Source organism: Streptomyces collinus (genome assembly GCF_031348265.1).
GTDB classification, from domain to species: Bacteria; Actinomycetota; Actinomycetes; order Streptomycetales; family Streptomycetaceae; genus Streptomyces; species Streptomyces collinus.
On sequence record NZ_CP133771.1, the window covers coordinates 4629409 to 4654560 of the forward strand.

Below are 25152 nucleotides of genomic sequence, written 5' to 3' on the forward strand. Positions count from 1 at the left end.
GATGACCACCACCATGGAACCGCTTCAGGACCAGCTGACCGCCGACTTCTACACCTACGAGGCCCTGCTGCCGGACGACGAGCGCAAGCTCCTCCTCAAGGCCCGCGCCTTCCTGCGCGACGAGGTCAAGCCGCTGGTCAACGAGAACTGGGCCAAGGACCGGTTCCCGGAGGAGCTCATCGGCCTGTTCCGCGAGAGCGGCCTGGCCGGTCTGCCCTACGAGGGCTACGGCGAGCACCGTCCCGCCGTCAGCAACCTGCTCAGCGGCACGATGGCCATGGAGATGGCCCGCACCGACGCCTCGGTGTCCACCTTCTTCGGCGTCCACAACGGCCTGGCGATGTACTCCATCGAGTCCGGCGGCGACCAGGAGCAGCGCGACCGCTGGCTCCCGGAGATGGCCGCCATGGACAAGATCGGCGCGTTCGCCATGACCGAGCCGCTCGGCGGCTCCGACGTCGCGGGCGGCATGCGCACCACCGCCGAGCGCGAGGGCGACACCTGGGTCCTGAACGGCGCCAAGAAGTGGATCGGCAACGCCACCTTCGCCGACTACGTCGTGGTGTGGGCGCGGGACGTCGACGACAACCACGTCAAGGGCTTCGTCGTCGAGAAGGGCACGCCCGGCTTCGACCCCGTGAAGATCGAGGGCAAGATCGCCTTCCGGATCGTGGAGAACGCCGAGATCACCCTGACCGGCGTCCGGGTGCCGGAGGCCAATCGCCTGAAGAACATCAACTCCTTCCGCGACGTCGCCGAGATCCTGCGCGCGACCCGCGCGGGCGTGGCCTGGCAGGCGCTCGGCGTGATGATCGGCGCCTACGAACTGGCCCTGGACTACGCCCGGGAGCGCCGCCAGTTCGGCCGCCCGATCGGCGGCTTCCAGCTGGTGCAGGACCTGCTGGTCAAGAGCCTCGGCAACGTCACCGCCTCCTGGGGCATGCTGGTGCAGCTCGCCCGTCTGCAGGACGCCGGAATCTTCCGCGACGAACACTCCTCGCTGGCCAAGGCGTTCGTCACCTCCCGGATGCGGGAGGTCGTGGCCTGGAGCCGTGAGATCTTCGGCGGCAACGGCATCCTCCTGGAGCACGACATCGCCCGCTTCTTCGCCGACGCCGAGGCGATCTACTCCTTCGAGGGCACCCGCGAGATGAACACCCTGATCGTCGGCAAGTCGATCACCGGTGAGAGCGCCTTCGTCTGATCTCCGGCACACGGCGGAACGAACCAACCTCGGGTCCCCGCCCGGGGTTTCGTGCTGTCCGTGGGCATATTGTGTGGCCGCCCGGCCCCGGGCCCCGTACGGTCGGGGCGGTGAGCAGGAGACGCTACGTGGCCAGGGGTGTGCCCGGTGGCTACCGCATCTGGGACAACCGGGGGCGCCGCTGGTGGGGCGACCTCTACGAGTTGTGCCCCGACGACCTGCTGACCGAGCTCAACGGCCGGGCGGACCAGACGCGGATCACGGCGCTGATGAAGCGCTACCGGGCGCAGAAGCGCTGAGCCTCCGTGAGCCCGTGAGCCCGTGAGCCCGGGTGCCCTAGGCGGGCGGCGGGCCCGCCAGTGTGTCGACCTCCGCGGCGAAGAGCTGTGCCGGGTCGAAGCGCATGCCCGTGAAGTGGCCGGCGAGTTCCAGTGACAGGACGCCGTGCAGCCGGGTCCAGAAGGTCAGGGCCCGGTGCAGGGCCGCGGGCGGGGCCGGATGGCCGTCCGCCCAGTCCCGGTGGTCTGCGAGGTGCGTGCCGAACGGGGTCGCCGGGGCGTCCGCGGTCACCCCGGCGCAGGCGTCCAGGAGGAGCGCCATGATCTCGGACGCGATCGCGGTGATGTCGTCGGGCGCGTGGTAGCCGGGCACGGGTGTGCCGTAGACGAGGAAGTACCGCTGCGGGTCCGCGAGGGCCCAGTCCCGCAGGGCGTGCGCCAGCGCCGCCACCCCGGCGCCGTCCTTCGCCGCCGCCGCGACGGTGTCGGCGAGGCTGCGGTAGGCGTCCCGGACGAGTTCGGTGATCAGCTCGTCGCGTCCGCGGAAGTAGCGGTACAGCGCCGGGCCGCTCATCCCCATCTGCTTGGCGATCGCGTTGAGCGACAGCGCGGACGCGCCCGCCGTCGCGATCTGCTCCCACGCCCGTTCCTTGATCTCCGCGCGCACCTGGGCGCGGTAGCGCTCGCGGGGGGTCGCTCCACTGTCGGCCTGGGTCATGGTTAGAGGTTATCACTGAAGTTATTGACACTCGCGCTGCGTCTGAGTTAGAACCTATAACGAACGCAAGGGCAAGTAATCAGAGCGGGCGTCAGCGGAGGTCGTCATGAACAGCACCGGAGAACTCGTCGAGGTCGTCCTGCCGGGCCGGGTGGAGCCCGAGGAGCTCCGGATCCGCCGCGGGGCCGTGCCCGCCCCCGGCCCCGGCCAGGTCGTGATCCGGACGGAGGCGACGGGCGTCTCCTTCGCCGAGCAGCAGATGCGGCGCGGCCGCTACTACGACCAGCCGCCGTTCCCCTTCGTCCCCGGCTACGACCTCGTCGGCACGGTGCTGGCGGCCGGGGAGGGCGCCGACCCGGGCCTGACCGGCACCCGCGTGGCCGCGCTGGTGAAGGTCGGCGGCTGGGCCAGCCACGTGCTCGTGGACGCGGCGGACGTCGTACCGGTGCCCGACGGGGTCGGCGCGGCGGAGGCGGAGACCCTCGTCGTCAACGGCGTCACCGCCTGGCAGATGCTGCACCGCAAGGCCCGTGTCCGCGCCGGGCACACCGTCGTGGTGCACGGCGCGAACGGCGGCGTCGGCTCGGTCCTGGTCCAGCTCGCCCTGGCCGCGGGAGCACGGGTGATCGGCACCGCCTCCGCGCGCCACCACGACGCCCTGCGGGAACAGGGGGTCGTCCCCGTCGACTACCGCGCCGGGGACGTCGCCGCCCGCATCCGCGCCCTCGCCCCCGGCGGCGTCGACGCCGTCTTCGACCACGTCGGCGGCCACGGCATCACCGACTCCTGGCGCCTCCTCGCCCCCGGCGGCACCCTCGTCTCCTACGGCAGCGCCTCCACCCGGGACGACGAGGGCTCCCAGCAGTGGCCCGTCCTCAAGCTGCTCCTGAGGGTGTGGCTGTGGAACGCGCTGCCCAACCGCCGCCGCGCCTTCTTCTACAACGTCTGGGCCGGCAAGGCCCTCGCCAAGAACCGCTTCCGGTCCCGGCTGCGCGCCGACCTCACCCAGGTGTTCGCCGCCCTCCAGCGCGGAGAGGTCACGGCCCGGATCGCCGCCCGACTGCCGCTCGCCCGCGTCGCCGAGGCCCTGCGGCTGGCCGAGTCCGGCACGGTCGCCGGGAAGGTCGTCCTCGTCCCGTAGCGGGCCCGCCCCTCAAGCAGCCGACCGACCCACCCCACCGGAAGGGACCACCATGTCCAGCAACGGCACACCGGCCGCACGCGACCAGCGCCCCCCGCCCCGTCCCCGTCTGCGCGCGGCCGCGGTGGCCCTCGCCCTCGCCGGTGTTCTCGCCGCCACGGCCCCCACCGCCCAGGCAGCCGCCCACGGCGGGACCGGCGGTTCCCGCTGCGGCGGACGCGGCGTCGACTCCGGCGCCCTCATCCGCTACGAGTCCGACATCCTGGTCAAGGCGCCGCTGCGCACGGTCTGGAAGCTGCAGACGGACGTCGAGCGCTGGCCCTCCTGGCAGCCGCCGGTCACCACGATGGAGCGTCTCGACCAGGGCCCGCTGCGGAAGGGCTCGCGGTTCCGCTGGACCACCCCGGCGCCCGCCACCCCCACCACCCCCGCCACCACCCTGGAGATCACCTCCACCGTCCAGCGCCTGCGCGATAAGGACTGCATCCTGTGGAAGGGGCCCGCGACAGGCGAGGGCCTGCGCATCGACGAGGGCGTCCACCTGTGGACCTTCCGGAAGGTCCGGGGCGGGGTGCGGGTGCACACCGAGGAGACCTGGACCGGCGACCAGGTCGAAGCGGACGTCCGAACCGCGACCGAGGCCCTCGGACAGGGCCTCGAAGCGTGGCTGCGCGACCTGAAGGCCACCGCCGAAGCGCGCTCCGGCGGCCGTCCTCACTGAGACACGAGCTTCTCGAAGAAGAACTCGTGCTTGAGGAACGACGTCGCGTGCTCCGCCCCCGGATACGGCGGCACGAGCTGCGCCGCCTGGAAGAGACGCCAGCCGTCCTCCAGGGCGCCGACCCCCGTCTCGTACGGGGGTTCGTCGCTGTCGCCGGTCGTCGGGCGGGTCGAGCCCGTGCCGTCGTAGCGGGCCCATCCCACCACCCTGGAGTCGAGGGCGGAGGTGTCGAGGTAGAGGACGAGGACCTGCTGCCGGGTGGTGGTCATACGGTGCTCCTCGATGCGGCGTGCGCGGCGGGCCGGTTGGAGATGCGGGTCGCCCAGTGGTCGATGTCGAAGCCGGGGTCGGCGGTCAGGGAGCGCCACAGCAGGATCCGGTTGTGGATCTCCAGCCGGGCGGTGGCCTGCTCGTACCAGGGGAAGGTGCGCCGCAACTCCTCGCGGACGGCGGGGGAGTCCACGTCCCGCGTGTCCCACAGCCGCACCTGCGGCACGGTCGGATTGAAGCGGATCTTGTACATGTGGCGGACGGTGTCGCTGTCGTTGCGCCGCCCGCCGTGCCAGATGCCGTGGTGCAGCAGCAGCACGGTGCCGGCCGGGCAGGTCAGCCGGGTCTGGCCGCGCAGGTTCTGGTAGCGGCCGGTGTCGGACTCGTTGATGCGGCGCAGATGGCTGCCCGGGACGACGAGCGTGCCGCCCATGCCGGCGGTGACCTCCTGCGGGTAGTACATGAGCTGCACGTCGAACGCGTCGGCCCGCACATCGATGAGGGCGTCGGCGTGCAACGGCTGCGCGCTGCCCTCATGGGGCGGGCGGGTGTGGACGAAGTGGTGGTCGACGGCCGGATCCGGACCCACCAGGCTCTCCAGCGCGCCTGCCACAGCGGGCAGTTCGAGGAGCCGTCGGGCGAAGGAACCCTCCGGGAAGGCCACCGGCACCGCGGTTCCGTACGGCACGGCGGGCAGCGCTCCGGCGGCGAAGACACCGAGCGCCTCCTCGTTCATCTCCCGGGGCACGACGCCGTCGAGGCGCAGGAAACCGTGGGCCGTGAAGCGCGCCACCTCGGCGGAGCTCAGCAGCTGTTTCGTGGTTGGCATGACGCAACCGTAGGAGCGCGGAGGCATGCTGTCGTGGGGCGTATTCGGCAACCACTGGTAATTTTCCACCATGCCGACCTTCGTTGAACTGCCCCTCGACCTGCCGCCGGACCTGGTTCATGCGGGCGTGGGCGTGCACGGCTCGGCCGGCCCGCACGAGGTCTTCCGCCTCCCGCACCTGTGGCAGCTCCACCTCTACGGCTACTCCGGCACCCTGGAGTTCGGCGGCGCGCGGCACCCGATCCGCCCCGGCCACCTCAGCCTCGTACCGCCCGGCACGGAGGTGCACTTCCACTACGACGCCCCGCGCTGCGAGCACCTGTACGCACACTTCCGGCTGCCGGGCGACGGGGAGCGGCGCCGGCTCCCGGCGATGCAGGACGCCGGTGCGGAGGCGGCGGTGCTGGGCGCCCTGCTGCGCCAGACGATCGCGGCGTGCGCGCAGTCCCCGGCCCGGGCCTCCGCGGAACTGTGGACGGCACTGTGGCGCACGACCGGTCTGGCCGAGGCCGCCGAGCCGCCCTCCGGGTCCCGGCACCCGGCGCTGCGGGCGGCCATGGCCCATATCGAGGAGCACCTGGCCGACCCGCTGAGCGTCCCCGGGATCGCCCGGGCCGCCGGGGTGTCGCACACGCACCTGACCCGGCTGTTCCGCGAGGACACCGGGCACACGGTCGTCGGCTGGGTCCGGCGCCGCCGCATGGAGCGCGCCCGCCACCTGCTCGTCGCCTCGACGCTGGCGATCCCGGCCGTCGCGGCGACGGTCGGCATCCCCGACCTCCAGGCGTTCAACAAGACCTGCCGCAAGGAACTCGGCGCGTCCCCGCGCGCCGTGCGGCAGGCCGCGGGCGCGTAGGCGTCAGCAGCCCGTCGCCGAGGCGAGTGGTGCCTGTCCGCGTCCACAACGCCGCCCGTGACGGCGTCCCTGATACCGACCGCTCCGCGTGAGCGGTCTCCTCTCTTTCTGACGCACGGCGCACGGCGCGTGACGCCTCACGCATGACGCCTCACGCGTGACGCGTGACCCATGGCGCGTGATGCCTGAGCGTGATGCCCGACGCCACCGACTGCGGCCGAAAGCCCCGGTTCGCCCCTCGCGGCTGTCCGGATCGGCTGTTTCACGGAGGGGGGCCTTGGTGGGACCCTGACGAGCACCCCGGGGACCGGCGGGGGACGCCGGGGGAGAATTCCGTCCAGGTGGACCGGAAGGAAGCACCAGCATGATCGAGTGGAAGCCCTTGGGCGCCGGAGCCAGGCCCGTCCCCCAGCCCGTGGCCACGCCGCTGGTCTGGGCGGGGGCCGGCGTCGGGGCACTGGTGCTGGTGGCGCTCCTCAACACCGTGGTGGGGCCGGAACGGCCCGAACTGGCCCTGACCGCACTGTCCTTGCTGGCCGCCCTGCTGGGGCTGTGCGCCCGCTTCACAGCCGCCCCCGGCACGGCGCTGCTGTGCTGGCTGTTCCTCAACGGCTTCGCCATCCCGCCCGCGGGCGTCCTCACCTGGGCCGGCCACCGCGACACCACCTGGCTGGCCTGCCTCCTCACCGCCGCCCTCATCGGCACGGCCCTGGCCCGCCTCGTCCACGCCCGGGCCGCCTACCGCCGCCTGGCCCCCGGCCACGCCCGGCCCGACACCGCGACCGGCGACGGACCGTACGACTCCTGACGCGGCACCGCGGAGGGCGATCAGCCGGCGACGGCCGAGACGGTGACGGGAATGTTGCCGCGGGTGGCCTTGGAGTAGGGGCAGATCCGATGGGCCGCGGCGCCCAGTTCCGCGGCCGTCTCCTGGTCGACGCCGCCGAGTTCGAGGCTCAGCGCGGCGGCCAGGCCGAACTCACCGTCGTCACCGTGGTGGAGGGTGATCTCGGCGCTGACAGCGGTACCGGTCAGCCTGATCCTCCGCTCGGCGGCGGCGCGGCGCACGGCCCCCAGGAAGCAGGCCGCCCAGCCCGCCGCGAACAACTGCTCGGGGTTGGTGGCGCCACCGGCGCCGCCCAGCTCCTTCGGTAGGGCCAGCGAGGTCCGCAGAAGTCCGTCCTCGGACCGCACGCTGCCGCCGTTGCGGCCTTCTCCGTCGACCTTCACGACGGCGGTGTAGCTGAATGCCATGACTGTGCTCCCATTCATCACTTGTTCAAGCGGTGACGAGATGGTGACAGTGCTTTTCATCTTCCGTCAATAGAGGGATTGATGCGTGCTGGCTCATAGTGCGTCACCTGTTTGACGGGTGATGGCCGGCATGGAACAGTCAGGCCTCGCACCAGCCGGTGCACGTCACACCACGGAGGCCCGAGTGATCAACAGGCGTAGTTTCGGCAAGGCCCTCGGAGTGGGCGCGGGAGCGGCGGCCGTAGGGCTGGCCGGCGCGGGGAGCGCCGCCGGTGCGCACCGCGGTACACGCGCCGGGGCGCACACCACGTTTCCGCGGATCCAGCAGGTCAAGGCCGGTGTCCTGGACGTCGGCTACGCCGAACTCGGCCCCGCCCACGGGTCCGTGGTCATCTGCCTGCACGGCTGGCCGTACGACATCCACAGCTACGTCGACGTCGCTCCGCTGCTGGCCGAGCGGGGGTACCGGGTGATCGTCCCGTACCTGCGGGGTCACGGCACGACGCGCTTCCTGTCCGGCCGGACCTTCCGCAACGCCCAGCAGTCGGCGATCGCCATGGACGTGATCGCGCTGATGGACGCCCTGAAGATCCACCGGGCCGTGCTGGCCGGCTTCGACTGGGGCTCACGCACCGCCGACATCGTCGCCGCGCTCCGGCCCGAACGCTGCACGGCGCTGGTGTCGGTGGGCGGCTACCTCGTCACCGACCGGGAGGCCAATCTCAAGCCGCTGGCGCCCAAGGCCGAACTCGCCTGGTGGTACCAGTACTACTTCGCCACCGAGCGGGGCCGGCTCGCCATGGAGGACAAGAAGCTGCGCCACGACCTGACCCGGCTCGTCTGGGACACGGTCTCCCCGACCTGGGACTTCGACGACGCCACGTTCGAGCGCACCGCGGCGGCCTTCGACAACCCCGACTACGCGGCCGTCGTCGTCCACAACTACCGCTGGCGGCTGAGCCTCGCCGACGGGGAGCGCCGCTACGACGGACTGGAGAAGCTGCTCGCCGCCCGCCCCACGATCGGGGTCCCGACCATCACGCTCGACGCCGAGCGGGACCCCTTCACTGCTCCGGGCGGCGGCACCTCGTACCGGGACAGGTTCACCGGCCCCTACGAGCACCGCACCCTGCCCGGCATCGGACACAACGTGCCCCAGGAGGCCCCGGAGGCCTTCGTGCAGGCCGTCGTCGACGCCGGTCACCTCTGAAACTTGCCCAGGGTGTGGTCACCGGTCAGAATGGTGACGTGAATCTCGACCACGTCTTCGTCTGCGGAAACCCGGCACTCGACTTCGCCGCCACGCTCCGGGCCCGCCGTACGGTGCGCTTCGAGATGTTCGTGACGCCGGACCGGCTGAACGCCTGGTACGTGGAGTCCGGTCTGGTCGACGCGGTCTCCCCGGGCCAGGAGGCCGACGTCGAACGGGCGAGGGCCGTGCGGGAGGCCGTCTATCTGCTGGTCACCGCCCGCCGGCTCGGGGAGGAGTACGACGGGGCGGCGCTGACCGTCGTGAACAACGCCGCCCGCACGCCGCCCGCCGTACCCCAGCTCACCCCGTCGGGGCGCTGGACGCAGGCGACGCCGGACGAGGCCCTCTCCCTGGTGGCGCGGCACGCCGTCGAGCTCCTGAGCGGCCCGGACGTGCCCCTGCTCAAGGAGTGCGACAACCCGGAGTGCACCCGCACCTACATCGACCGCTCACGGGGCATGCGGCGCCAGTGGTGCGGGATGGACTCCTGCGGCAACAAGATCAAGGCCGCCGCGTACCGCGCCCGCAAGAGGACCGCGACGGAAACTAGCCGCCCACGTACCAGCTGAAGCCGCCGTTGCTGCTGGCTATGGCCAGGAGCACCAGCCACAGGACCACGTCGACGACGCCGAGGATGATGCCGGCCTTCGCCATCCCCGCGCCGTTCTTCACCGACGCCTGCCGGCGGGCGACGGCACCGAAGACGATGGCCAGCGGACCGAGCACGATGTTGAGGAAGAACAGGCCGACGATGCCGCAGCACAGGCTCGCTATCGCCAGGCCGTTGGTGCGCGAACCGGAGGACGCGGCAGAGGAACCGCCGTAACTCGCCATGGAAAACTCCCAGTTGTCGATGGCACGGACCGAACGGGCCGCACTCTCCTCACTTTCGACTTGTTTTGTTCGAATGCCCCTCTGCGGCGTTCCCATGACACCCGATTCGGGGGGTTTCCCCGTCAGTTCTCCTGCACCAGCCCCGCGACGTGCGCGGTGACCGTGTCGAGGATGCCCGTCCAGGCCGCGTCGTCGCCGAGCACGAGGTAGTTGAGCGTCAGGCCGTCGGTCATGGCCGCCAGGTAACGGGCCAGCACGGGGACCGGCACACGCAGGCGCAGCCCCATGCTCTCGCGCAACTGGTCGATGAGCTCCGTGTACGTCTCGGCGTACAGCTCGTACTGACGGCGTGCCAGGTGTTCGAAACCGGGGCTGCGCAGCGCGTACTGGGTGAGCTCGTAGGTGAGCATGTGCTCGTCGGGGTGGGTGCGGACGTGGTCCCAGTACGCCTGGAAGCCGGCCCGGACGGTCTCCTCCAGGGTGGCCCGGGGCCGGATGGCCTCCTTCACCACCGTCACGTAGTGCCCGGTGATGGTGGTGATGACGGACTCGACCAGCTGCTGCTTGGAGTCGAAGCAGTAGTGGAAGACGCTCAGCGAGACGCCCGCCTCCGCGGCGATGGACCGGGTCGTCGTCCTGGGGACGCCGTCCCGGGCCATCGCCCGGATCGCCGCTTCGGTGAGCTGTCGCCGCCGCTCGGCGGACGGCAACCGTGCCATGGAGCCCCTCTCGTGGGTGTCAGCGGCTGTGGACGCCGACCTCGTGGAGGGAGTAGCCCCAGCCGGTGCCGCGTTCCAGGCCGTGGACGCGGACGTACCGGGCCGGGGTGCCGGCGAAGCGCGCGGTGTCCAGACCGCCGTCACCGGCGGTCGTGGACCACGCGGTCCGCCAGGTCGTGCCGTCCGCGGAGAGCTCGATCCGGTACGACTTCGCGTACGCGCGCTCCCAGTCGACGGTGACCCGCCCCACGGTCCGGGCGGAGCCGAGATCCACCTGCAGCCACTGGTCGTCGCTCCAGTCGCTGGCCCAGCGGGTGCCGCGGTCGCCGTCGACGGCCCGGTGCGGCTTGTAGCTCGTGAACAGGCTCCACTCCGAGGAACTGGCCGAAGCGGCGGAGCCGGCCGCCAGGTCGACCCCCGCCTCGTGGTTCTCGGAGGCCGCCCAGGTGCCGAGGTAGGACTCGGCGCCCCGGAACAGGTCGTCGACCGTGTCCTGCCCGCCGACGCGCCGGATGTCCTCGATCCAGTCCGGGACGAGACCGTAGTGGGCGGCGCCGTCGGTGTTCAGGTCCCAGGTGCGCTCGCCGGTGGTCTGCCGGTCGATGACCGAACCGCCGTCGACGCTCTTGAACGGGTAGGTGACCTTGTTCGGCGCGTCCGCCCCGCGCGGTCCCGGCCAGCCGCCGACGCCGTTCATGTCGGTGCCGTAGCCGTAGCCCACGCCGTACTTGTCGCGCAGCGCCTCGGTGCGCTCCGCCTCCGCGACGAAGCCTTCGGAGCCGTGCATGTACTGGGCGATGAAGCCGCCGAGGCCGTAGACCCGCTCGGTCCAGTCCATGTCCATCCAGCTGTGCGAGGAGAGCACGCCCGGGTAGGACTCGGCCTCGAAGATGTCGAGCACCCGGCCGGTGGCCTTGACGCTCATGTGGTCGATCTCCAGCATCATGCCGCGCTTCATCATGCCGCGGACGGCGTACTCGCCGAGGTCGGTGAGGCCTCGCACGTTGCACCGGGCGTCGGCGCTGTACGACGGAACCTCCTCGCCCGCCGGGAGCTTCTTCTCGGCCGCGGGCGCCGCCGCGTTGCCGATGGGGTTGTCGGCTTGCGGGCCCTTGCACGCCTCGGTCTTCCAGTAGGTGCCGGTCGACAGGAACTGCCCGACGTTGATGGCCGTCCCGAGCGTGCCCGAGTCGAACCGCACCCCGCACAGGGCGTTGTCGAACTTGTGGCACAGGAACATGCTGCGCACGCCCAGCGCGTGCAGTTCGTCCAGGCCCTTGTCGATGTCCGCCTTGCTGCACTGCGCGATGTCCAGGACCTGTTTGCAGCCGAACGGCTCGGAGGTCTCCACGCCCATGACGACGGCCAGCTTGCCCTGCTCGATGACCTTGCGGGCCTGCGCGCTGTCGGTGACGACCCGGAACCAGCCCTTGCCGGGCCCGCCGTGCATCTTGTCGACGAAGGCCTGCATGTCGTACGTCAGCTTGGCCTGGAGGCGGATGGACGTCATCTCGTCGCAGGAGCGGTCCTTGAAGAAGTACACGGAGCAGATCACGCCGTTGGTGACGAGGTCGTTGACGAGCACCCGCTGGCCGCCGCGCCAGGCCCGCTCGATCCAGGCGTAGTAGTTCTGCTGGTGGGTCAGCGAGTCGTGCGCGGGCCAGTCCTTGAAGGTGGGCCAGCCGTTCGGGTCGTGCTTGCCGTCGCCGCCGTTGGTGATGAAGTCGAAGATCGCGAGCGAGCCGTCGGGGTAGTGCTCGGGGCAGTCCTTGAGCGCGTCGGCCACGCCCTGCTCGGAGAACGGCTTTCCGCAGATCAGACGGCCGCCGAAGGCCTCGTTGGAGAAGATGTGGTCGTGCGCGTCGACGAAGCCGCGCACCTCGCCCCGGGCGTTCGTGCCGGTGAAGGGTTCGCCCGTGACGTTGATCCGGGAGTCCGGCGCGGGCCGTGCGGCCGGATCCCACCAGTCGGTCCCGGCCGCCGCACTCGGCGTGGGGCCGAGCGCGATCGACAGCACGAGCAGGAGGAGCGACACAACGGTGAGGTTCTTGCGTCGGCGGTACGGGCGTCCGGAACTGGTCACAGCCCACGTCCCTCGGTCGTCGGGTCGCTCGGTCGTGTTGTCATGACCTCGCAAAGTGTGCGACGAGAATCGCCACTACCGCTTGATGAGTCAAGGGTCCGGGACGGTTGACCTGGTGAGCGGGGGGCCGGTTCGCCCCGGGTGGGCCCCGAACGGGGCCGGGGCAGCAGCAAACCCCAGGTCGCCGACCTGGGGTCTCATGGCGCGGGTGACGGGACCCGCATCAGGCGTTCAGCCGATCAGCTCGGGCCGCGATCGGGGACGCCGGAGGACTTCTGCGCGGCGCGGCGGTACTCCGCGTTGATGCGCTGGGCTTCCTCCAGCTGGTCCTCCAGGATGACGATGCGGCAGGCCGCCTCGATCGGGGTTCCCCGGTCGACGAGCTCGCGGGCACGCGCCGCGATCCGCAGCTGGTAGCGGGAGTACCGGCGGTGCCCGCCCTCCGAGCGCAGCGGAGTGATCAGGCGGGCCTCCCCGATGGCACGCAGGAAGCCAGGGGTGGTGCCGAGCATCTCGGCGGCCCGGCCCATCGTGTAGGCGGGGTAGTCGTCGTCGTCCAGACGATCGCTGAGCGGAGTATCAGCTGCCATGTCACCTCGTAGTGCAACGCGTCGAGGGGCCCTGGCGCCGTACGGCACCAGGGCCCCGAAGGAAATTCAACACCATCTGTCGGCCCTCATGCTGCGCCGACCTTCTGTTTCCGCTACCCGGCCCGCTTGCGGGAGGGGTGCGGGGATCGCGGCTGCGTGACCGGGGACCACCATCCAATCCGGGGTCTTGCGGTACCCGGACCGAGAGCTTCCCGGACCGGGCGATCCTGATGGCGTCTGCTCCTCCGTCCTTCCTCGGTTCTGCTCTGGCCATGTCTACGAGAAGAAGGCTAACCGCGGTGAAGGCCAAATGTCTACTCTGGCAAAGACAGATTTTGCATTCCGTCGGACGCAGTCATCCTGCTGCCTCCGATCAGGGACGACCACGCCCCCGGCACAGCGGTGAGGGCCCTGCCGACGCGCGTCGGCAGGGCCCTCACTGGTCTGCGGTGGCGGTCACCCGCCCGTGTGTCAGCTCTCTGTCAGCATTCCGGGACGTCCCGGAGGCGGACCCGGTCCGTGTAGGTGGGGGCGTCCCGGAGAACGGTGAGCCGGGCGAGGGTGATCACGCCCGTGCTCTGGTCGTCCCCGTCGCAGAGGACGAGGTGATCGACCCGGGCACCGGCCATGAGCGACAGCGCCACCTCGACCGTCATGTCGTCACGGATGTGGGGCGCGTGGGCCGTGGCGGGGTGCTGCGTCAGAACCGGCGTCATGGGTGTCTCCTGCCGAGAGGTGGAGGGGCGGATGGGCGCGGGGCGCGCTACGCGGCAGAGCCGGAGCCGGTCCGCCGCTGCGCCCTCGGGCGTGCCGCCTCGCCGGTGGGACGGCTCTGGCCGACGGGACGGCCCTGGCCGGTGGGGCGGCGGCCCCGTCGGCCCCGGGACGGGGCGGAGGCGCCGCGGGGGCGTTCCTGGCGCGGGGCGGTGACGACGACCGGGACACCGGAAGGGGCCTGGGCACCGGTGATGCGGCTCAGCTCCGCCTCTCCGGACCCCACCTGGGCGATCCGGGGAGTAATGCCCGCCGACGTCATCAGCCGGCTCATGCCGCGACGCTGGCCCGGGGTCACCAGCGTGACCACGCTGCCGGACTCGCCGGCCCGCGCGGTACGGCCGCCGCGGTGCAGGTAGTCCTTGTGGTCACTGGGCGGATCGACGTTGACGACGAGGTCGAGGTTGTCGACGTGGATGCCGCGGGCGGCGACGTTGGTCGCCACCAGGACCGTCACGTGGCCGCTCTTGAACTGGGCCAGGGTCCGGGTCCGCTGGGGCTGTGACTTGCCGCCGTGCAGGGCCGCGGCGCGGACACCGCTCTTCAGCAGGTGGGTCGTCAGCGAGTCCACCGCGTGCTTGGTGTCGAGGAACATGATCACCCGGCCGTCCCGCGCCGCGATCTCGGTGGTGGTCCGGTGCTTGTCCGCGTCGCGCACATGGAGCACGTGGTGCTCCATCGTGGTGACCGCGCCCGCGGAGGGGTCGACGGAGTGGACCACCGGGTCGTGCAGGTAGGTGCGGACCAGCCGGTCGACGTTGCGGTCCAGCGTGGCGGAGAACAGCATTCGCTGGCCCCCGGGCTGCACCTGGTCGAGCAGGGCGGTGACCTGCGGCATGAAGCCCATGTCGGCCATCTGGTCGGCCTCGTCGAGGACCGTGACGGTCACGCCGTCCAGCCGGCAGTCGCCCCGGTCGATGAGGTCCTTGAGCCGCCCGGGCGTGGCGACGACCACCTCGGCCCCTCCGCGCAGCGCGCTGGCCTGCCTGCCGATGGACATCCCGCCGACGACCGTGGCGAGCCGCAGGCTCACGGACCGGGCGTACGGAGTGAGCGCGTCGGTGACCTGCTGGGCCAGCTCGCGGGTGGGCACGAGGACGAGGGCGAGCGGCTGCCGCGGCTCGGCGCGCCGCCCTGCCGTCCGGGCCAGTACGGCGAGGCCGAAGGCGAGGGTCTTGCCCGAGCCGGTGCGGCCGCGGCCCAGGACGTCACGACCGGCCAGGGTGTTCGGCAGGGTGGCCGCCTGGATCGGGAACGGCGCGGTCACGCCTTCCTGGCCGAGGGTGGCCAACAGCCGGGCGGGCAGGGCGAGATCGGCGAACGACTCGACGGCGGGCAGCGGGGGTGTGACCGTCTTCGGCAGGGCGAACTCGCCCTGGGGGGCCGGGCGGCTTCCGTAGTTCCGGGAGCGGCTCGGGCCACCGGAGCGGCGGCCGGCGCCGTCTCCTCCTGAAAAACGGTCACGGGTACGGGATGTGTGGGCACGCTTCATGCGGGACCTTCCTCGATGGGCACGTGGCAAGGAAAATCCGCAGCAGAGGAGCGGCGCAGAGAATCTCGAGACGAGCCGAAGTCGTTGCGGCCGGGCCGGGCCGTCGGGAAAAACAGCGAACTGGGGCCCGCACCCCTTCAGGTGCGGGCCCCAGCTGCGAATATGCGCGAGCGCCGATGTCAGGCGGGCACGATGTTCTCGGCCGTCGGGCCCTTCTGGCCCTGCGCGATGTCGAACGACACCTTCTGGCCTTCCAGCAGCTCACGGAAGCCCTGGGTGGCGATGTTCGAGTAGTGGGCGAAGACGTCGGCGCCGCCGCCGTCCTGCTCGATGAAGCCGAAGCCCTTTTCCGAGTTGAACCACTTCACAGTTCCGGTAGCCATTTTGTTTCTCCTTCGGAGGCGGTTTCGGGAATTCACCGTCTGTGAATTCCGTGTCGCCGTGATGATTACCCCGTAGGAAATGAACCTTCTGGCAACCACACCTGCAACTGAGATCGACAGTAGCACGGTGCGTTCGAGGCCGTGCGATCCGAAAATTCTGTTTCGGACCGCGATCGGGGAATATTCGGCGGGCCCCGCTTCTATTTCTCATTTTGTGGGCACAGATATTGCCCTCCGCGGGCGCGGCTCTTCCTGTCGCCCCCTGGCGCACCAGCCCTGTGACCTCCTCCGATGCGCGGCGCGGCGGCGGGGGCGCCGGAACGCCGCTGCCGCGACGAAGCTCACATCACCCGTTCAGCCCTGCCGGGCCACGGCTACGTGCACATGTCACCGATCGGTGACAGCGCTGTGCGGGAACGGCGACGGCGGGATCCCCCCGGCTCACAGCGCCCTCCTAGCGATCGAGAAAACACGAGACCGAACCGACCACGGTCTCAACCAGCCGATGAACAAGGGGATCTCATGTCCGGCAACCGTCGCAAGGCCTTCCTCGTCTCCATCGCCCTCGTGAGCGGGGCACTGCTGATGACCGCGTGCCAGGACTCGGACAAGGCCGCGGACACCGGTGCCGCGCAGGGTTCTTCGTCCGCCACCGCCACCGCCACCGCCTCCGGCGACGCGGCCACCCCGTCCGGCGCGTCGGCCGCGGGCGGCGGCCAGGGCGCCGGCAAGGGCTCCGGCGCGGCGGGCAAGGCCTCCGGCGCGACGGGCCGGGGAAGCGAGGAGGGGGCCGGCTCGGGCGCCGACACCGGCAACGGCAAGCGGGAGCCGGTCGGGCAGCGCTGCGGCGCCAACGACATCTCCTGGAACACCCGGTCCGAGACCCAGGCCGGCGGCTACATCCTGATCTCCGCGAAAGCCAAGCCGGGAATCACCTGTGTCCTGCCCGCCGCGCTGCCGACCGTGGCGTTCGGATCCGACGGCACCGAGGCGGGCCCCGCGGAGCAGGCCGTGGGCGAGCAGATCACCCTGAGCGGCACCACCACCGCCTACGCCGGGGTCAACCCCAAGAGCAGCCACGGCGACGGCGGCAAGGAGCTGGACAGCATCATCGTCGCCGTCGGTGACGACGACGCCGACCCGGTCTCCCTGAAGGTCGGCACCATCACCGTCGACAAGCCGGTCGTCACCAACTGGCACACCTCCGCGACGGACGCCGTCCCCTTCGGCTGAACCGGCGGCATCGCACCGCCGAAGACGAACCCGGTCCGCGGCCCCCGCGGGGCTACCACGGCACCTCGCCCCCGTCGTCGAAGAAGCCGCCGCTCGGACCGCCGTCGGGCAGCGTCGCGAGCCGGATCGCGACCGCCGCGCCCTGCTCCGGGGTGCGGACCCCGCGGAAGTCGTTGAGGTCGGTCGCGCAGTAGCCGGGGCACGCCGCGTTGATGAGGATGCCCGTGTCCCGCAGCTCCTTGGCGTACTGGACGGTGACGGCGTTGAGGAAGGTCTTGGACGGCGTGTAGGCGGCGGCGATCGGGCCCGTGTCGATGCCGGGAGTGGTCTGCCGGGTCAGTGAGCCCACGCCGCTGGACATGTTCACGATCCGCGGCGACGACGAGCGGCGCAGCAGCGGCAGCATCGCGTTGGTGACGCGGATGACGCCGATCACGTTGGTCTCCACGACCGTCCGCACCGTCGCGGGGTCCACCTCGGTGGGCATCTGCGGCACACTGCCGGTGATCCCGGCGTTGTTGACCAGCACGTCGAGACGCCCGGCGCTCTCCTCGACCAGTGCGGCGGCCGCGGCCACGCTCGCGTCGTCGGTCACGTCGAGCGGTACGCCGAACGCGTCGGCACCGGCCGCCCGCAGTTTCGCCACGGCGCTCTCGCGCCGCTCCCGGTCCCGGGCGCCGACCCCGACCCTCCAGCCGAGGGCACCCAGGCCCGCCGCGATCTCGTATCCGATGCCCTTGTTCGCGCCGGTCACCAGCGCGATCGTCTGTTCGCTCATGCCGCCGATCCTGTCCGCGCCCGGCCGCGGCGGGCCAACACCGATCGGGTGGGCGGCGATACCGTACCGGTATCGGCCCAGCTCGGAGCAGCTCGCAGCAGTACCATCACGGCGTGGAGACAAGGGAGTTGCGGTACTTCGTCGCCGTCGCCGAGGAGCTTCACTTCGGCAGGGCCGCCCGGCGGCTCGGGATCGCGCAGCCCCCGCTGTCGCGGGCGATCGGCCGGCTCGAACGGCGTTTGCAGGCGGTCCTGCTGGAACGCAGCAGCCGCGCGGTCACCCTGACGGAGGCCGGAGCCGTGCTCCTGAGGGAGGCCCGGGCGGCGCTCGAAGCGGTCGAGGCCGCCGAACGCCGCACCCGCCGTGCGGCGCAGGCCCCGGCCGGCCAGGCCGGGGTGGTGCTCGTCACGAAGGCCGGCGCGTCCAGCGAGCTGCTGGCGAAACTGCTCGACGCCCACGCCGCCGAACCCGACGCGGCCGGTGTCGATCTGCTCCTGTGCGGCATGGGCGAGCAGGGGCCGATGCTGCGCGACGGCCGGGCCGACGTGGCGCTGCTGCACCTGCCGTTCGACACCACGGCCGGCCTCGACACCGAAGTGCTCTGCACGGAGGGCCAGGTCGCGATCCTCCCGGCCGGGCACCCCCTCGCCGGCCGGCCCCGTCTCCGTACGGCGGACGTCACCGGCCTCCCCGACCTGCCGATGCCCCGCTGGCCCGGCCCCGACGGCTCCTACCCGGCCGGCCCCGGCCCCCGGGCCCGCGACCACGCCCAGCTCCTCCAGCTGATCGCACTCGGCCGCGCCTGCTGGATCGCGCCGGAGTCCTGCCGGACCCAACTGCGTGAGGGGCTGGCCGCCGTGCCGGTGCCGGACGCGCCGATGGTCACCACGGTGATCGCCTGGCCGCCCCACAGCCGGTCCCGGGCGGTCGCGGACCTGGTGCGGACCGCGACACGGGTGAGTTCGTGAGGGGACGGAGCCGCCCCGGCCGGTCGGGACCGGCATCCCGCGACAGGTCACGGGTGCCGGCCGACGCGGCAGCCGATCCACAGCACTCCGATAACATTTTCGAACTCGCGATGGTCCCTCCATCGCTCTCCATCTGCCCAGCCATTCGGAAGAATCGGCCAAAAGATTGAAAGCCAGAGCATCGCGGGTGTTTTCGCGAATAGGCGACATGAGTTCGTGGGGTGCGGGGTGCCGCCGGCGCGTGCTGCTGTGGGGCACGGCGGGCGTCGTCACGCTCGGATTCCTCATCGCGCTGGAGATCGCCGCACGCCGCTACGGCGAACCGGGGCCGCTCACCAACCAGGTGAAGGGCCTGGTCCTCGCCCCCAAGCCGGGGCCGCTGTACGGCGGTCTGGGGCTGATGATGGTCGTGCTCACCTGGCGGCAGCGGTTCATCGCGGTTGGCGCCGCGCTCGGCATCGACGCCGTCCTCCTGCCGGTGCGGTGGGCGGTGGGCGCCGACATGTCGGACGGCCACGTCTTCGGCACGGGCGCGTTGTGGGTGATGCTGGGCACCGCGGTCATCGCCGTCACCCGCCGCACCGGCCCTGAACGCCTCCTGCTGCTGAAGGGCGTCGGACTGGGCCTGCTGCTGGTCGCCGCCCGCAAGGTCGGCGACACCTGGCTGCTCATCACGGCGAAGACCCGCCCGACGGTGCTCGACCAGTACGTGGCGACCGCCGACCACGCGCTGGGCAACCCCTCCTGGCTGGCCGGCCGGATCGTCGAGGCCACCGACCCCTACAGCAGCCATCTCCTCCAACTGGTCTACGGCCAGCTCGCGGTGGCCGCGGTCGTCGTCGCCTTCCACCAGCTGCGCAACGTCACGGTCGAGCGCCGCTTCCCCAGCCACCACCTGGTGCGCACCTTCCTGGTGATCGGCCTCCTCGGACCGGCCTTCTACATGATCTTCCCGGTGGTCGGCCCGGTCTTCGCCTACGGCCCGGGCGCCTCCGGCACCGGTGGCGTGGAGTGGGCGGCGGCCGACCTGTGGCCGCACACCCCGCTGCCGGTCAGCACCCCGCAGCCGATGACGTACGACGGGATCACCCCCCGCAACTGCATGCCCAGCCTGCACACCGCGTGGGCTGTCGCGATCTTCGTCCACACCCGCAGGGCGCCGCGGGCGCTGCGCTTCGCCGGTACGTTCTGGCTGGTCGTCACCCTCGCCGCGACCCTGGGCTTCGGCTATCACTACGGCGTGGACCTCATCGCCGGTGTGGTGTTCGCCCTCACCATCGAGGCGGCCCTGCGCTCGCTCGACCGCGGCTGGGACCGGCCGGGCATCCTGCTGGTCGCCTACGGCACCGCGGTCTTCACCGCGCTCCTGGTGTCGTACCGCTATCTGCCGACGGAGATGGCCGGACGCCCCGAGGTGTCCGGCCCCCTGCTCATCCTGGCCATGACCTCGGTGATCTACGGCTACGTACGCACCACCCCGAGGCCCGTCCCGCGGCTGCCGGCCCCCCGGACCCCGGCCGAGGACGCCGCGCCGGAGGACACCACAACCGGAGAGCAGGAAGGCACCGCTCCCACGCCCACGCGCGCCCCGGAGCCGCACTGATCTCGCACTGATCTCGCACTGATCTCGCACTGAAGGAGAACGGCCCGCCGGCGGGACCGGACGCCTCCGGTCAGGACGAGCCGCCCGGCGCGCGAGAACCACGGCTGCCGTGTCTGTTCTGCCCTGCGTGTCCGGGCGGTAGCTTGGTGGAGAAAGCCCCAAAAGAAGGGCGAATCGATGCCGTGGTTCCTGTGGCTGCTCGCTGCCGCGGCGCTGGGTGCCGCGGAGTTCTTCACCCTGACCCTGGTCTTCGGGCTGCTGGCGGGCGCCGCGCTGGTCGCCGCCGTGGTCGCCGGTGTCGGCATCGGCCTGCTCGGCCAGCTCCTGGCCCTGGCGGCGGCGACGGCGGCCGGCCTCGTCCTCGTCCGTCCCGTCGCGCTGCGGCACATGGCACAGCAGCCCCTCATCCGCGACGGCAGCGACGCGCTGATCGGCAAGCGGGCCGAGGTCATGCAGGAAGTCACCGCGACCCGCGGTCTGATCAAACTCTCCGGCGAGGAATGGTCCGCCCGCGCCCTCGACGAGACCCATGTGATCCCGGTGGGAGCGCTGGTCGACGTCATGGAGATCGAAGGGGCCACCGCCATCGTCTACCCCCGCGAGCTCCTTCCCTGAACGGCTGAACACACAGCAATGGAGGCACGGTGGACCCAGTTGTCATCCCCATTCTCGTGGCGGCCCTCGTCATCGTCTTCCTGGTGGCCTCCACCGTGCGGATCGTCCCGCAGGCCCGCCGCTACAACGTCGAGCGGTTCGGCCGGTACCGCCGGACGCTCCAGCCCGGCCTGAACCTGGTCCTGCCGGTGGCCGACCGCATCAACACCAAACTCGACGTGCGCGAGCAGGTCTACTCGTCCGACCCCCGGCCGGTGATCACCGAGGACAACCTCGTGGTGAACATCGACACCGTCCTCTACTACCAGATCACGGACCCGCGGGCGGCGGCGTACGAGGTCGCCGACTACCTCCAGGCGATCGACCAGCTCACCGTGACCACGCTGCGCAACGTCATCGGCAGCATGGACCTGGAGGAGACGCTCACCTCGCGCGAGGAGATCAACTCCCGGCTGCGCGCCGTCCTCGACGACGCCACCGGCAAGTGGGGCATCCGCGTCAACCGCGTCGAGATCAAGGCCATCGATCCACCGCACACCATCAAGGAGGCGATGGAGAAGCAGATGCGGGCGGAGCGGGACAAGCGGGCGGCCATCCTGCACGCCGAAGGGGAGCGGCAAGCCAAGATCCTCACCGCGGAAGGCACCAAGCAGAAGGACATCCTGGAGGCGCAGGGCACGCAACAGGCCATGATCCTGCGGGCGGACGGCGAGGCCAAGGCGGTGGAGCTCGTCTTCCAGGCCGTCCACCGCAACAACGCCGACCCCAAGATCCTGGCCTACAAGTACCTGGAGACGCTCCCGCACCTGGCCAGGAGCGACAACAACACCTTCTGGGTCATCCCGGGGGAGCTGACCGAGGCGGTCCGGACCGTCACCCGGGCGTTCGGCGACGAGGCGACGGCAGGCCCTCCCCGCCCCGCGCAACCCGAGGAAGCAGCCGACACCGACGAGGCGGCGCACCAGCCGCGGATCCCGCAGCTCGACGCGGGCTCGACGGTTTCCCTCGACGCCGCCGCTGCCGCCGACGAGGCCGGAAAGCAGGCCGCCGCGGCGGTGAGCGACGCCAAGGCGGAGGCTGAGGCAGCGAAGTCACCGCAGGTGCCGCACCTGGGGCGGACGTCGGACGACTGAATCCGCCATCGGCTGCGGCCGGGGGTCTCCGCCCGGGTGGCGGGCCTCGATGGTGCGCCCTGTGCCCACGCGGACGCCGCTCCGGCAACCGCATCGGCGAACTGCTGCGCGCCGCCGTCCAGCAGCCCGACCACACGCCCAGACAACCACCCCCCACCACCGGCGGCCCACTGCCCGTGAGGGCCCCCTCACCACGGGCCGACGGCACCGGCGACCGCGCCCCGCGCGCCGCCACCGGGGAGGCGTCGGCCACGTAAGCCGCACGCCCCTCGCCGCACCACAGCTCAGCACAGGCCCGTGACACGCAGGGCCGGCACCAGCCCGAAGGGAACAGCACGTCATGGCGAACACCGAAACAGCGTTGAAGGAAGCCCTCTCATCGATCGAGGGCGCGACCGGCGCCGCGCTGGTCGACTACACCAGTGGAATGGCGCTGGGAACCGTCGGCGGCAGCAACAGCTTCGACCTGAACGTGGCGGCCGCCGGCAACACCGACGTCGTCCGCGCCAAGCTGCGCACCATGGAACTCCTCGGCATCCAGGACGAGATCGAGGACATCCTCATCACCCTGGGCACCCAGTACCACCTGATCCGACTGCTCAGGTCCCAGGGAGGCAACGGCCTCTTCCTCTACCTGGTACTGGACTCCGGACGCGCCAACCTGGCGATGGCCCGCCACCAGCTGAGGAGAATAGAGACCCAACTCGAAGTCTGAGCGGGGGCTGCTCCCCGGCAACGGTGACGTCTGAGCCGGTAGATGCGCTGGATAGTTGCGGCCGTTTGTGTGACGGCTGTGACCAAGCCATGTTCATTGTGAACCGGGGGATCAGAGTGGCACCGCAAGCAGCACGTCATCGGCGTTCGTTGAAGCGTCGTCTCCTGGCCGGGGCTTCACTCGCTGCGGTGGCGGGGACAGCGGTCACCGCGACGATGGCGGTCAACGCCGAGGCGGCGTGGACGTCGGCATGGAACGTGTCGGCGTCCGGCTGGTTTGCCGCCGACTCGCCCCAGGTCTCCGTCGACCGCCAGGGCGACGCCCTGCTGGCCTGGACGGCCGGCGACCTGTCGACGACGTACTCCTACCAACGGGTCCAGACCAGGGTGAAGTTCGCGAACGGCACCACGGGGGCGATCCGCACCCTGTCACCCGACGGCGCCGCGGTGTCCTGGCCGGAGACCGCCTCCGACGACACCGGAGACTCGGCAGTGGTCTGGCAACAGGACAGCCAGGTCGTGGGGCGGAGGGTCGCGGCCTCCGGCAGCCTCGTCGGACCGCTGCAGAAGCTCTCCACGTCGGCGCCCGCGACCACCCCGGTCGTCGCCGTGACACCGGGCGGCACCGCGATGGCGGCGTGGACGGAGATCCGCGACGGGAGCTGGTACGCGGTCGCCCGCCGCCTGGGGCTCGACGGCACGCTCGGCGCGGCCATCACCCTCGGCTCCGGCTCGGCAGAGAAGCCGGCCATCGGTGTCGACCGGAGCGGCCGGTTCGTCGTCGCCTGGGCGCGCGGCTCGGACGTCGTGGCCAAGCGGATCACCTCGACGACCGTCTCCCCGACGAAGGTGCTCACCTCGCCGATCGCGTCGTACGGCGGCTTCGGCATGGTCCGTGCCGGTGTCGACCGGGACGGCGACGCGGTCATCAGCTACCGCTCCGGCGGTGGCTCCGTCGCACAGGTCTGGGCCTCGCGCTGGAGCCGCACCGGCACCCTGTCGGCCCCGCTGCGCATCTCGGCCGCCACGGACAACGTGGGCCTCCACCACGCCCTCGCGACGGACCTCGACGGCGACTCGATGATCGTGTGGACCCGCTACACCAGCGGCAAGACCGAGTTGCTCGGCCGCCGGCTGTCCGCGGGCGGCACCCGCGGCAGCGTCACGACCCTCGGCCCCGGCGACCGTCCCGACCTGGCCCTCGACGACGACGGCGACGGCATGGTCGTCTTCCACACGGTCGTTCCCAAGTCGACGCCCCCGTACAGCTACACGAAGGCCACTGCCCGCCTGATCAGCCGCTCGGGCACGTTCGGCACGGCGAGGACGCTCACGTCGGACGGCCGGGTCCCCCAGGTCGACGCCCGCCCGAGCTCCCTGTTCACGGTGATCTGGCAACAGGAGACCTACCCGTACACGATCAGGTCCGTCACCGGACCCTGACCGGCCTCAACTCACTCCCGCCCTGCCCCGCTCGGCGGTTCCCCTCAGCACTCCGTGAAGGAGACACATGCGCAAGCGCGCTGCCCTTGCCGTCCTCACCGCCGTCGCCGCAGCGGCAGGCTTCGCCGTCCCTGGTGCCTACGCGGACGACAACGTGGGCGACATCCAGGTCGACAGCGTCGTCGTCAACGGCGGCAAGAACATCGTGGTCGACACGGCCGACAAGACGATCACGGTCTCGGTCACCGCCACCGACCCGTCGGGCATCTGGGACGCCGACTTCAACCTGTGGCGGGGCCCGGACGGCTCCGACCCCTACTACAGCGCCGAAGGCCTCATCGATCCCAACGAGAACACCACCCCGGCGGACTGTGTCGCCTCCAGCAGTACGACGTCGACCTGCTCGAAGACCTTCACCTTCGAACCGGACTGGTGGCTCACGAACGCCGACGCCGGCACCTGGAAGGTCCAGGCCCAGGTGTCGGCCAACGACGGCAGCTACACCGACCGGTGGGCCTACACCACCACCCGCCTCCAGCGGCACTCCAAGCTGACCGTCAACGCGAGTCCCGAGCCGATCGCCAAGGGCAAGACGCTGACCATCACCGGCAAGCTCACCCGCGCCAACTGGGACACGCTCGACTACCGGGGCTACACCAACCAGCCGGTCAAGCTCCAGTTCCGCAAGGCCGGTGCCACGACCTACACCACGGTCAAGACCGTGTACACCAACAGCACCGGCAACCTGACGACCACGGCCCTCGCCTCCGAAGACGGCTACTGGCGCTGGAACTTCGCAGGTACGACCACCACCCCGGCCGTCCCGGCAACCGGCGACTTCGTGGACGTGCAGTAGCCCCAACGCTGCCGCGCTCGCACGGCGAGCACAAGCAGGTGAGCTCGGAGACACCCCTCGACGGCGGCCCGACACCGCCAGGCCCCCTCACGGGCGGCCTGGTCTTCACCGCCTACGGCGCCGCACTGTTTGCCCTGTGGAAGCTCTGTTCACCGAGCGGGACGCCTGAGTCGCGGACCAACGATCGACGGTCGGCGGCGACCCCCAACGGACAAACCCCAGGTCTCTGACCTGGGGTTCTGTTGCGCGCTCTTGGCTTGGAAAGCGATGGGGCCAGCGGTGGTACGCCCGCCGCCTCCTTGAAGCGCAGGGCGAAGACGGCCCCGGTCATGGCCGCCGCGCGCGAGTTCGGTGAGCTGCCAGGGGTGGGACGGGGCGCCGTGCATCAGGCGGAGCGCCGGGGCCAGGCGC

The 25152-nt window shown here is 71.2% G+C and carries 28 protein-coding genes and 1 pseudogene; 16 read left to right on the forward strand and 13 right to left on the reverse strand.

Annotated features, from left to right (window positions below; genetic code table 11):
• Position 1 precedes the first annotated feature (1 nt).
• Positions 2-1204, forward strand: coding sequence for an acyl-CoA dehydrogenase family protein (locus RFN52_RS21035; RefSeq protein ID WP_184848122.1), 1203 nt, complete (start codon positions 2-4; stop codon positions 1202-1204).
• A gap of 110 nt (positions 1205-1314) precedes the next feature.
• Positions 1315-1503, forward strand: coding sequence for a hypothetical protein (locus RFN52_RS21040; protein ID WP_181361411.1), 189 nt, complete (start codon positions 1315-1317; stop codon positions 1501-1503).
• 37 nt (positions 1504-1540) lie between these two features.
• Here the strand turns inward: RFN52_RS21040 and RFN52_RS21045 are convergent, their stop codons facing one another.
• A complete protein-coding gene (locus RFN52_RS21045; protein ID WP_184848123.1) occupies positions 1541-2200 on the reverse strand; it encodes a TetR/AcrR family transcriptional regulator in 660 nt (219 codons plus the stop codon).
• Between the two features lie 106 nt (positions 2201-2306).
• On the opposite strand from RFN52_RS21045, the gene RFN52_RS21050 reads away from it, so the two are divergent.
• Positions 2307-3341: a medium chain dehydrogenase/reductase family protein gene (locus tag RFN52_RS21050; protein WP_184848124.1), complete on the forward strand. Its 1035-nt coding sequence runs from the start codon at positions 2307-2309 to the stop codon at positions 3339-3341.
• A 52-nt stretch (positions 3342-3393) separates the two neighbouring features.
• On the forward strand, positions 3394-4062 hold the full coding sequence (locus tag RFN52_RS21055) for an SRPBCC family protein (RefSeq protein WP_184848125.1): 669 nt from the start codon (positions 3394-3396) through the stop codon (positions 4060-4062).
• Here the strand turns inward: RFN52_RS21055 and RFN52_RS21060 are convergent.
• Together RFN52_RS21060 and RFN52_RS21065 are read right to left on the reverse strand one after the other, a co-directional pair.
• Complete coding sequence (locus tag RFN52_RS21060) at positions 4056-4331, reverse strand: hypothetical protein (RefSeq protein WP_184848126.1); 276 nt, start codon at positions 4329-4331, stop codon at positions 4056-4058. The two genes, RFN52_RS21055 and RFN52_RS21060, sit on opposite strands and share 7 nt — an antisense overlap.
• Entirely contained in the window at positions 4328-5161 is an 834-nt protein-coding gene (locus RFN52_RS21065; RefSeq protein ID WP_184848127.1) for a phytanoyl-CoA dioxygenase family protein, read from the reverse strand. Before RFN52_RS21065 ends, RFN52_RS21060 begins: the two co-directional genes overlap by 4 nt.
• 70 nt (positions 5162-5231) lie before the next feature.
• On the opposite strand from RFN52_RS21065, the gene RFN52_RS21070 reads away from it, so the two are divergent.
• Together RFN52_RS21070 and RFN52_RS21075 are read left to right on the forward strand one after the other, a co-directional pair.
• The gene (locus tag RFN52_RS21070) at positions 5232-6017 is read left to right on the forward strand and encodes an AraC family transcriptional regulator (protein WP_184848128.1); all 786 of its coding nucleotides are present in this window, start codon (positions 5232-5234) and stop codon (positions 6015-6017) included.
• 364 nt (positions 6018-6381) lie between these two features.
• Positions 6382-6825 carry a hypothetical protein gene (locus RFN52_RS21075; RefSeq protein WP_184848129.1) on the forward strand — a complete coding sequence of 148 codons (444 nt, stop codon included), beginning with the start codon at positions 6382-6384 and terminating at the stop codon, positions 6823-6825.
• Positions 6826-6845: 20 nt separating this feature from the next.
• On the opposite strand, the gene RFN52_RS21080 is transcribed toward RFN52_RS21075, so the two are convergent.
• Entirely contained in the window at positions 6846-7271 is a 426-nt protein-coding gene (locus tag RFN52_RS21080) for an Ohr family peroxiredoxin (protein ID WP_184848130.1), read from the reverse strand.
• Positions 7272-7455: 184 nt separating this feature from the next.
• On the opposite strand from RFN52_RS21080, the gene RFN52_RS21085 reads away from it, so the two are divergent.
• Both RFN52_RS21085 and RFN52_RS21090 read left to right on the forward strand, forming a co-directional pair.
• Complete coding sequence (locus RFN52_RS21085) at positions 7456-8481, forward strand: alpha/beta fold hydrolase (RefSeq protein ID WP_184848131.1); 1026 nt, start codon at positions 7456-7458, stop codon at positions 8479-8481.
• A 38-nt stretch (positions 8482-8519) separates the two neighbouring features.
• On the forward strand, positions 8520-9092 hold the full coding sequence (locus RFN52_RS21090) for a CGNR zinc finger domain-containing protein (protein ID WP_184848132.1): 573 nt from the start codon (positions 8520-8522) through the stop codon (positions 9090-9092).
• On the opposite strand, the gene RFN52_RS21095 is transcribed toward RFN52_RS21090, so the two are convergent.
• The 7 genes from RFN52_RS21095 to RFN52_RS21125 all read right to left on the reverse strand — a co-directional run bounded on the left by RFN52_RS21095 (position 9070) and on the right by RFN52_RS21125 (position 15398).
• On the reverse strand, positions 9070-9357 hold the full coding sequence (locus tag RFN52_RS21095; RefSeq protein WP_184848133.1) for a DUF4190 domain-containing protein: 288 nt from the start codon (positions 9355-9357) through the stop codon (positions 9070-9072). The genes RFN52_RS21090 and RFN52_RS21095 overlap by 23 nt on opposite strands.
• A 122-nt stretch (positions 9358-9479) precedes the next feature.
• A complete protein-coding gene (locus tag RFN52_RS21100) occupies positions 9480-10076 on the reverse strand; it encodes a TetR/AcrR family transcriptional regulator (protein ID WP_184848134.1) in 597 nt (198 codons plus the stop codon).
• A 19-nt stretch (positions 10077-10095) separates the two neighbouring features.
• On the reverse strand, positions 10096-12159 hold the full coding sequence (locus RFN52_RS21105) for a galactose-binding domain-containing protein (RefSeq protein WP_184848135.1): 2064 nt from the start codon (positions 12157-12159) through the stop codon (positions 10096-10098).
• Between the two features lie 239 nt (positions 12160-12398).
• Positions 12399-12749, reverse strand: coding sequence for a MerR family transcriptional regulator (locus RFN52_RS21110; RefSeq protein WP_184848136.1), 351 nt, complete (start codon positions 12747-12749; stop codon positions 12399-12401).
• 482 nt (positions 12750-13231) lie between these two features.
• Entirely contained in the window at positions 13232-13465 is a 234-nt protein-coding gene (locus tag RFN52_RS21115) for a CBS domain-containing protein (RefSeq protein WP_184848137.1), read from the reverse strand.
• Positions 13466-13512: 47 nt separating this feature from the next.
• Entirely contained in the window at positions 13513-15015 is a 1503-nt protein-coding gene (locus RFN52_RS21120; protein WP_184848138.1) for a DEAD/DEAH box helicase, read from the reverse strand.
• Positions 15016-15194: 179 nt separating this feature from the next.
• On the reverse strand, positions 15195-15398 hold the full coding sequence (locus RFN52_RS21125) for a cold-shock protein (RefSeq protein WP_184848139.1): 204 nt from the start codon (positions 15396-15398) through the stop codon (positions 15195-15197).
• Positions 15399-15920: 522 nt separating this feature from the next.
• Here RFN52_RS21125 and RFN52_RS21130 point away from each other — a divergent pair.
• On the forward strand, positions 15921-16631 hold the full coding sequence (locus tag RFN52_RS21130; RefSeq protein ID WP_184848140.1) for a DUF4232 domain-containing protein: 711 nt from the start codon (positions 15921-15923) through the stop codon (positions 16629-16631).
• Between the two features lie 52 nt (positions 16632-16683).
• Here the strand turns inward: RFN52_RS21130 and RFN52_RS21135 are convergent, their stop codons facing one another.
• Positions 16684-17409, reverse strand: coding sequence for an SDR family oxidoreductase (locus RFN52_RS21135; protein ID WP_184848141.1), 726 nt, complete (start codon positions 17407-17409; stop codon positions 16684-16686).
• Positions 17410-17522: 113 nt separating this feature from the next.
• Between RFN52_RS21135 and RFN52_RS21140 the strand changes: the two genes are divergently transcribed.
• The 7 genes from RFN52_RS21140 (at position 17523) to RFN52_RS21170 (ending at position 24741) form a co-directional block, all read left to right on the forward strand.
• Complete coding sequence (locus RFN52_RS21140) at positions 17523-18377, forward strand: LysR family transcriptional regulator (RefSeq protein WP_184848142.1); 855 nt, start codon at positions 17523-17525, stop codon at positions 18375-18377.
• A gap of 208 nt (positions 18378-18585) precedes the next feature.
• Positions 18586-19980, forward strand: coding sequence for a phosphatase PAP2 family protein (locus RFN52_RS21145; RefSeq protein ID WP_184848143.1), 1395 nt, complete (start codon positions 18586-18588; stop codon positions 19978-19980).
• A gap of 177 nt (positions 19981-20157) precedes the next feature.
• The gene (locus RFN52_RS21150; RefSeq protein WP_184848144.1) at positions 20158-20595 is read left to right on the forward strand and encodes an NfeD family protein; all 438 of its coding nucleotides are present in this window, start codon (positions 20158-20160) and stop codon (positions 20593-20595) included.
• Positions 20596-20624: 29 nt separating this feature from the next.
• A complete protein-coding gene (locus tag RFN52_RS21155; protein WP_184848145.1) occupies positions 20625-21728 on the forward strand; it encodes an SPFH domain-containing protein in 1104 nt (367 codons plus the stop codon).
• Positions 21729-22068: 340 nt separating this feature from the next.
• A complete protein-coding gene (locus RFN52_RS21160; RefSeq protein ID WP_184848146.1) occupies positions 22069-22443 on the forward strand; it encodes a roadblock/LC7 domain-containing protein in 375 nt (124 codons plus the stop codon).
• 188 nt (positions 22444-22631) lie between these two features.
• A complete protein-coding gene (locus RFN52_RS21165; RefSeq protein ID WP_311241011.1) occupies positions 22632-23885 on the forward strand; it encodes a hypothetical protein in 1254 nt (417 codons plus the stop codon).
• Between the two features lie 67 nt (positions 23886-23952).
• Positions 23953-24741, forward strand: coding sequence for a calcium-binding protein (locus tag RFN52_RS21170; protein WP_184848147.1), 789 nt, complete (start codon positions 23953-23955; stop codon positions 24739-24741).
• Positions 24742-25015: 274 nt separating this feature from the next.
• Here the strand turns inward: RFN52_RS21170 and RFN52_RS40230 are convergent.
• Positions 25016-25151, reverse strand: a pseudogene (locus tag RFN52_RS40230) (AraC family transcriptional regulator); the annotation flags it as partial.
• Position 25152: the final 1 nt, after the last annotated feature.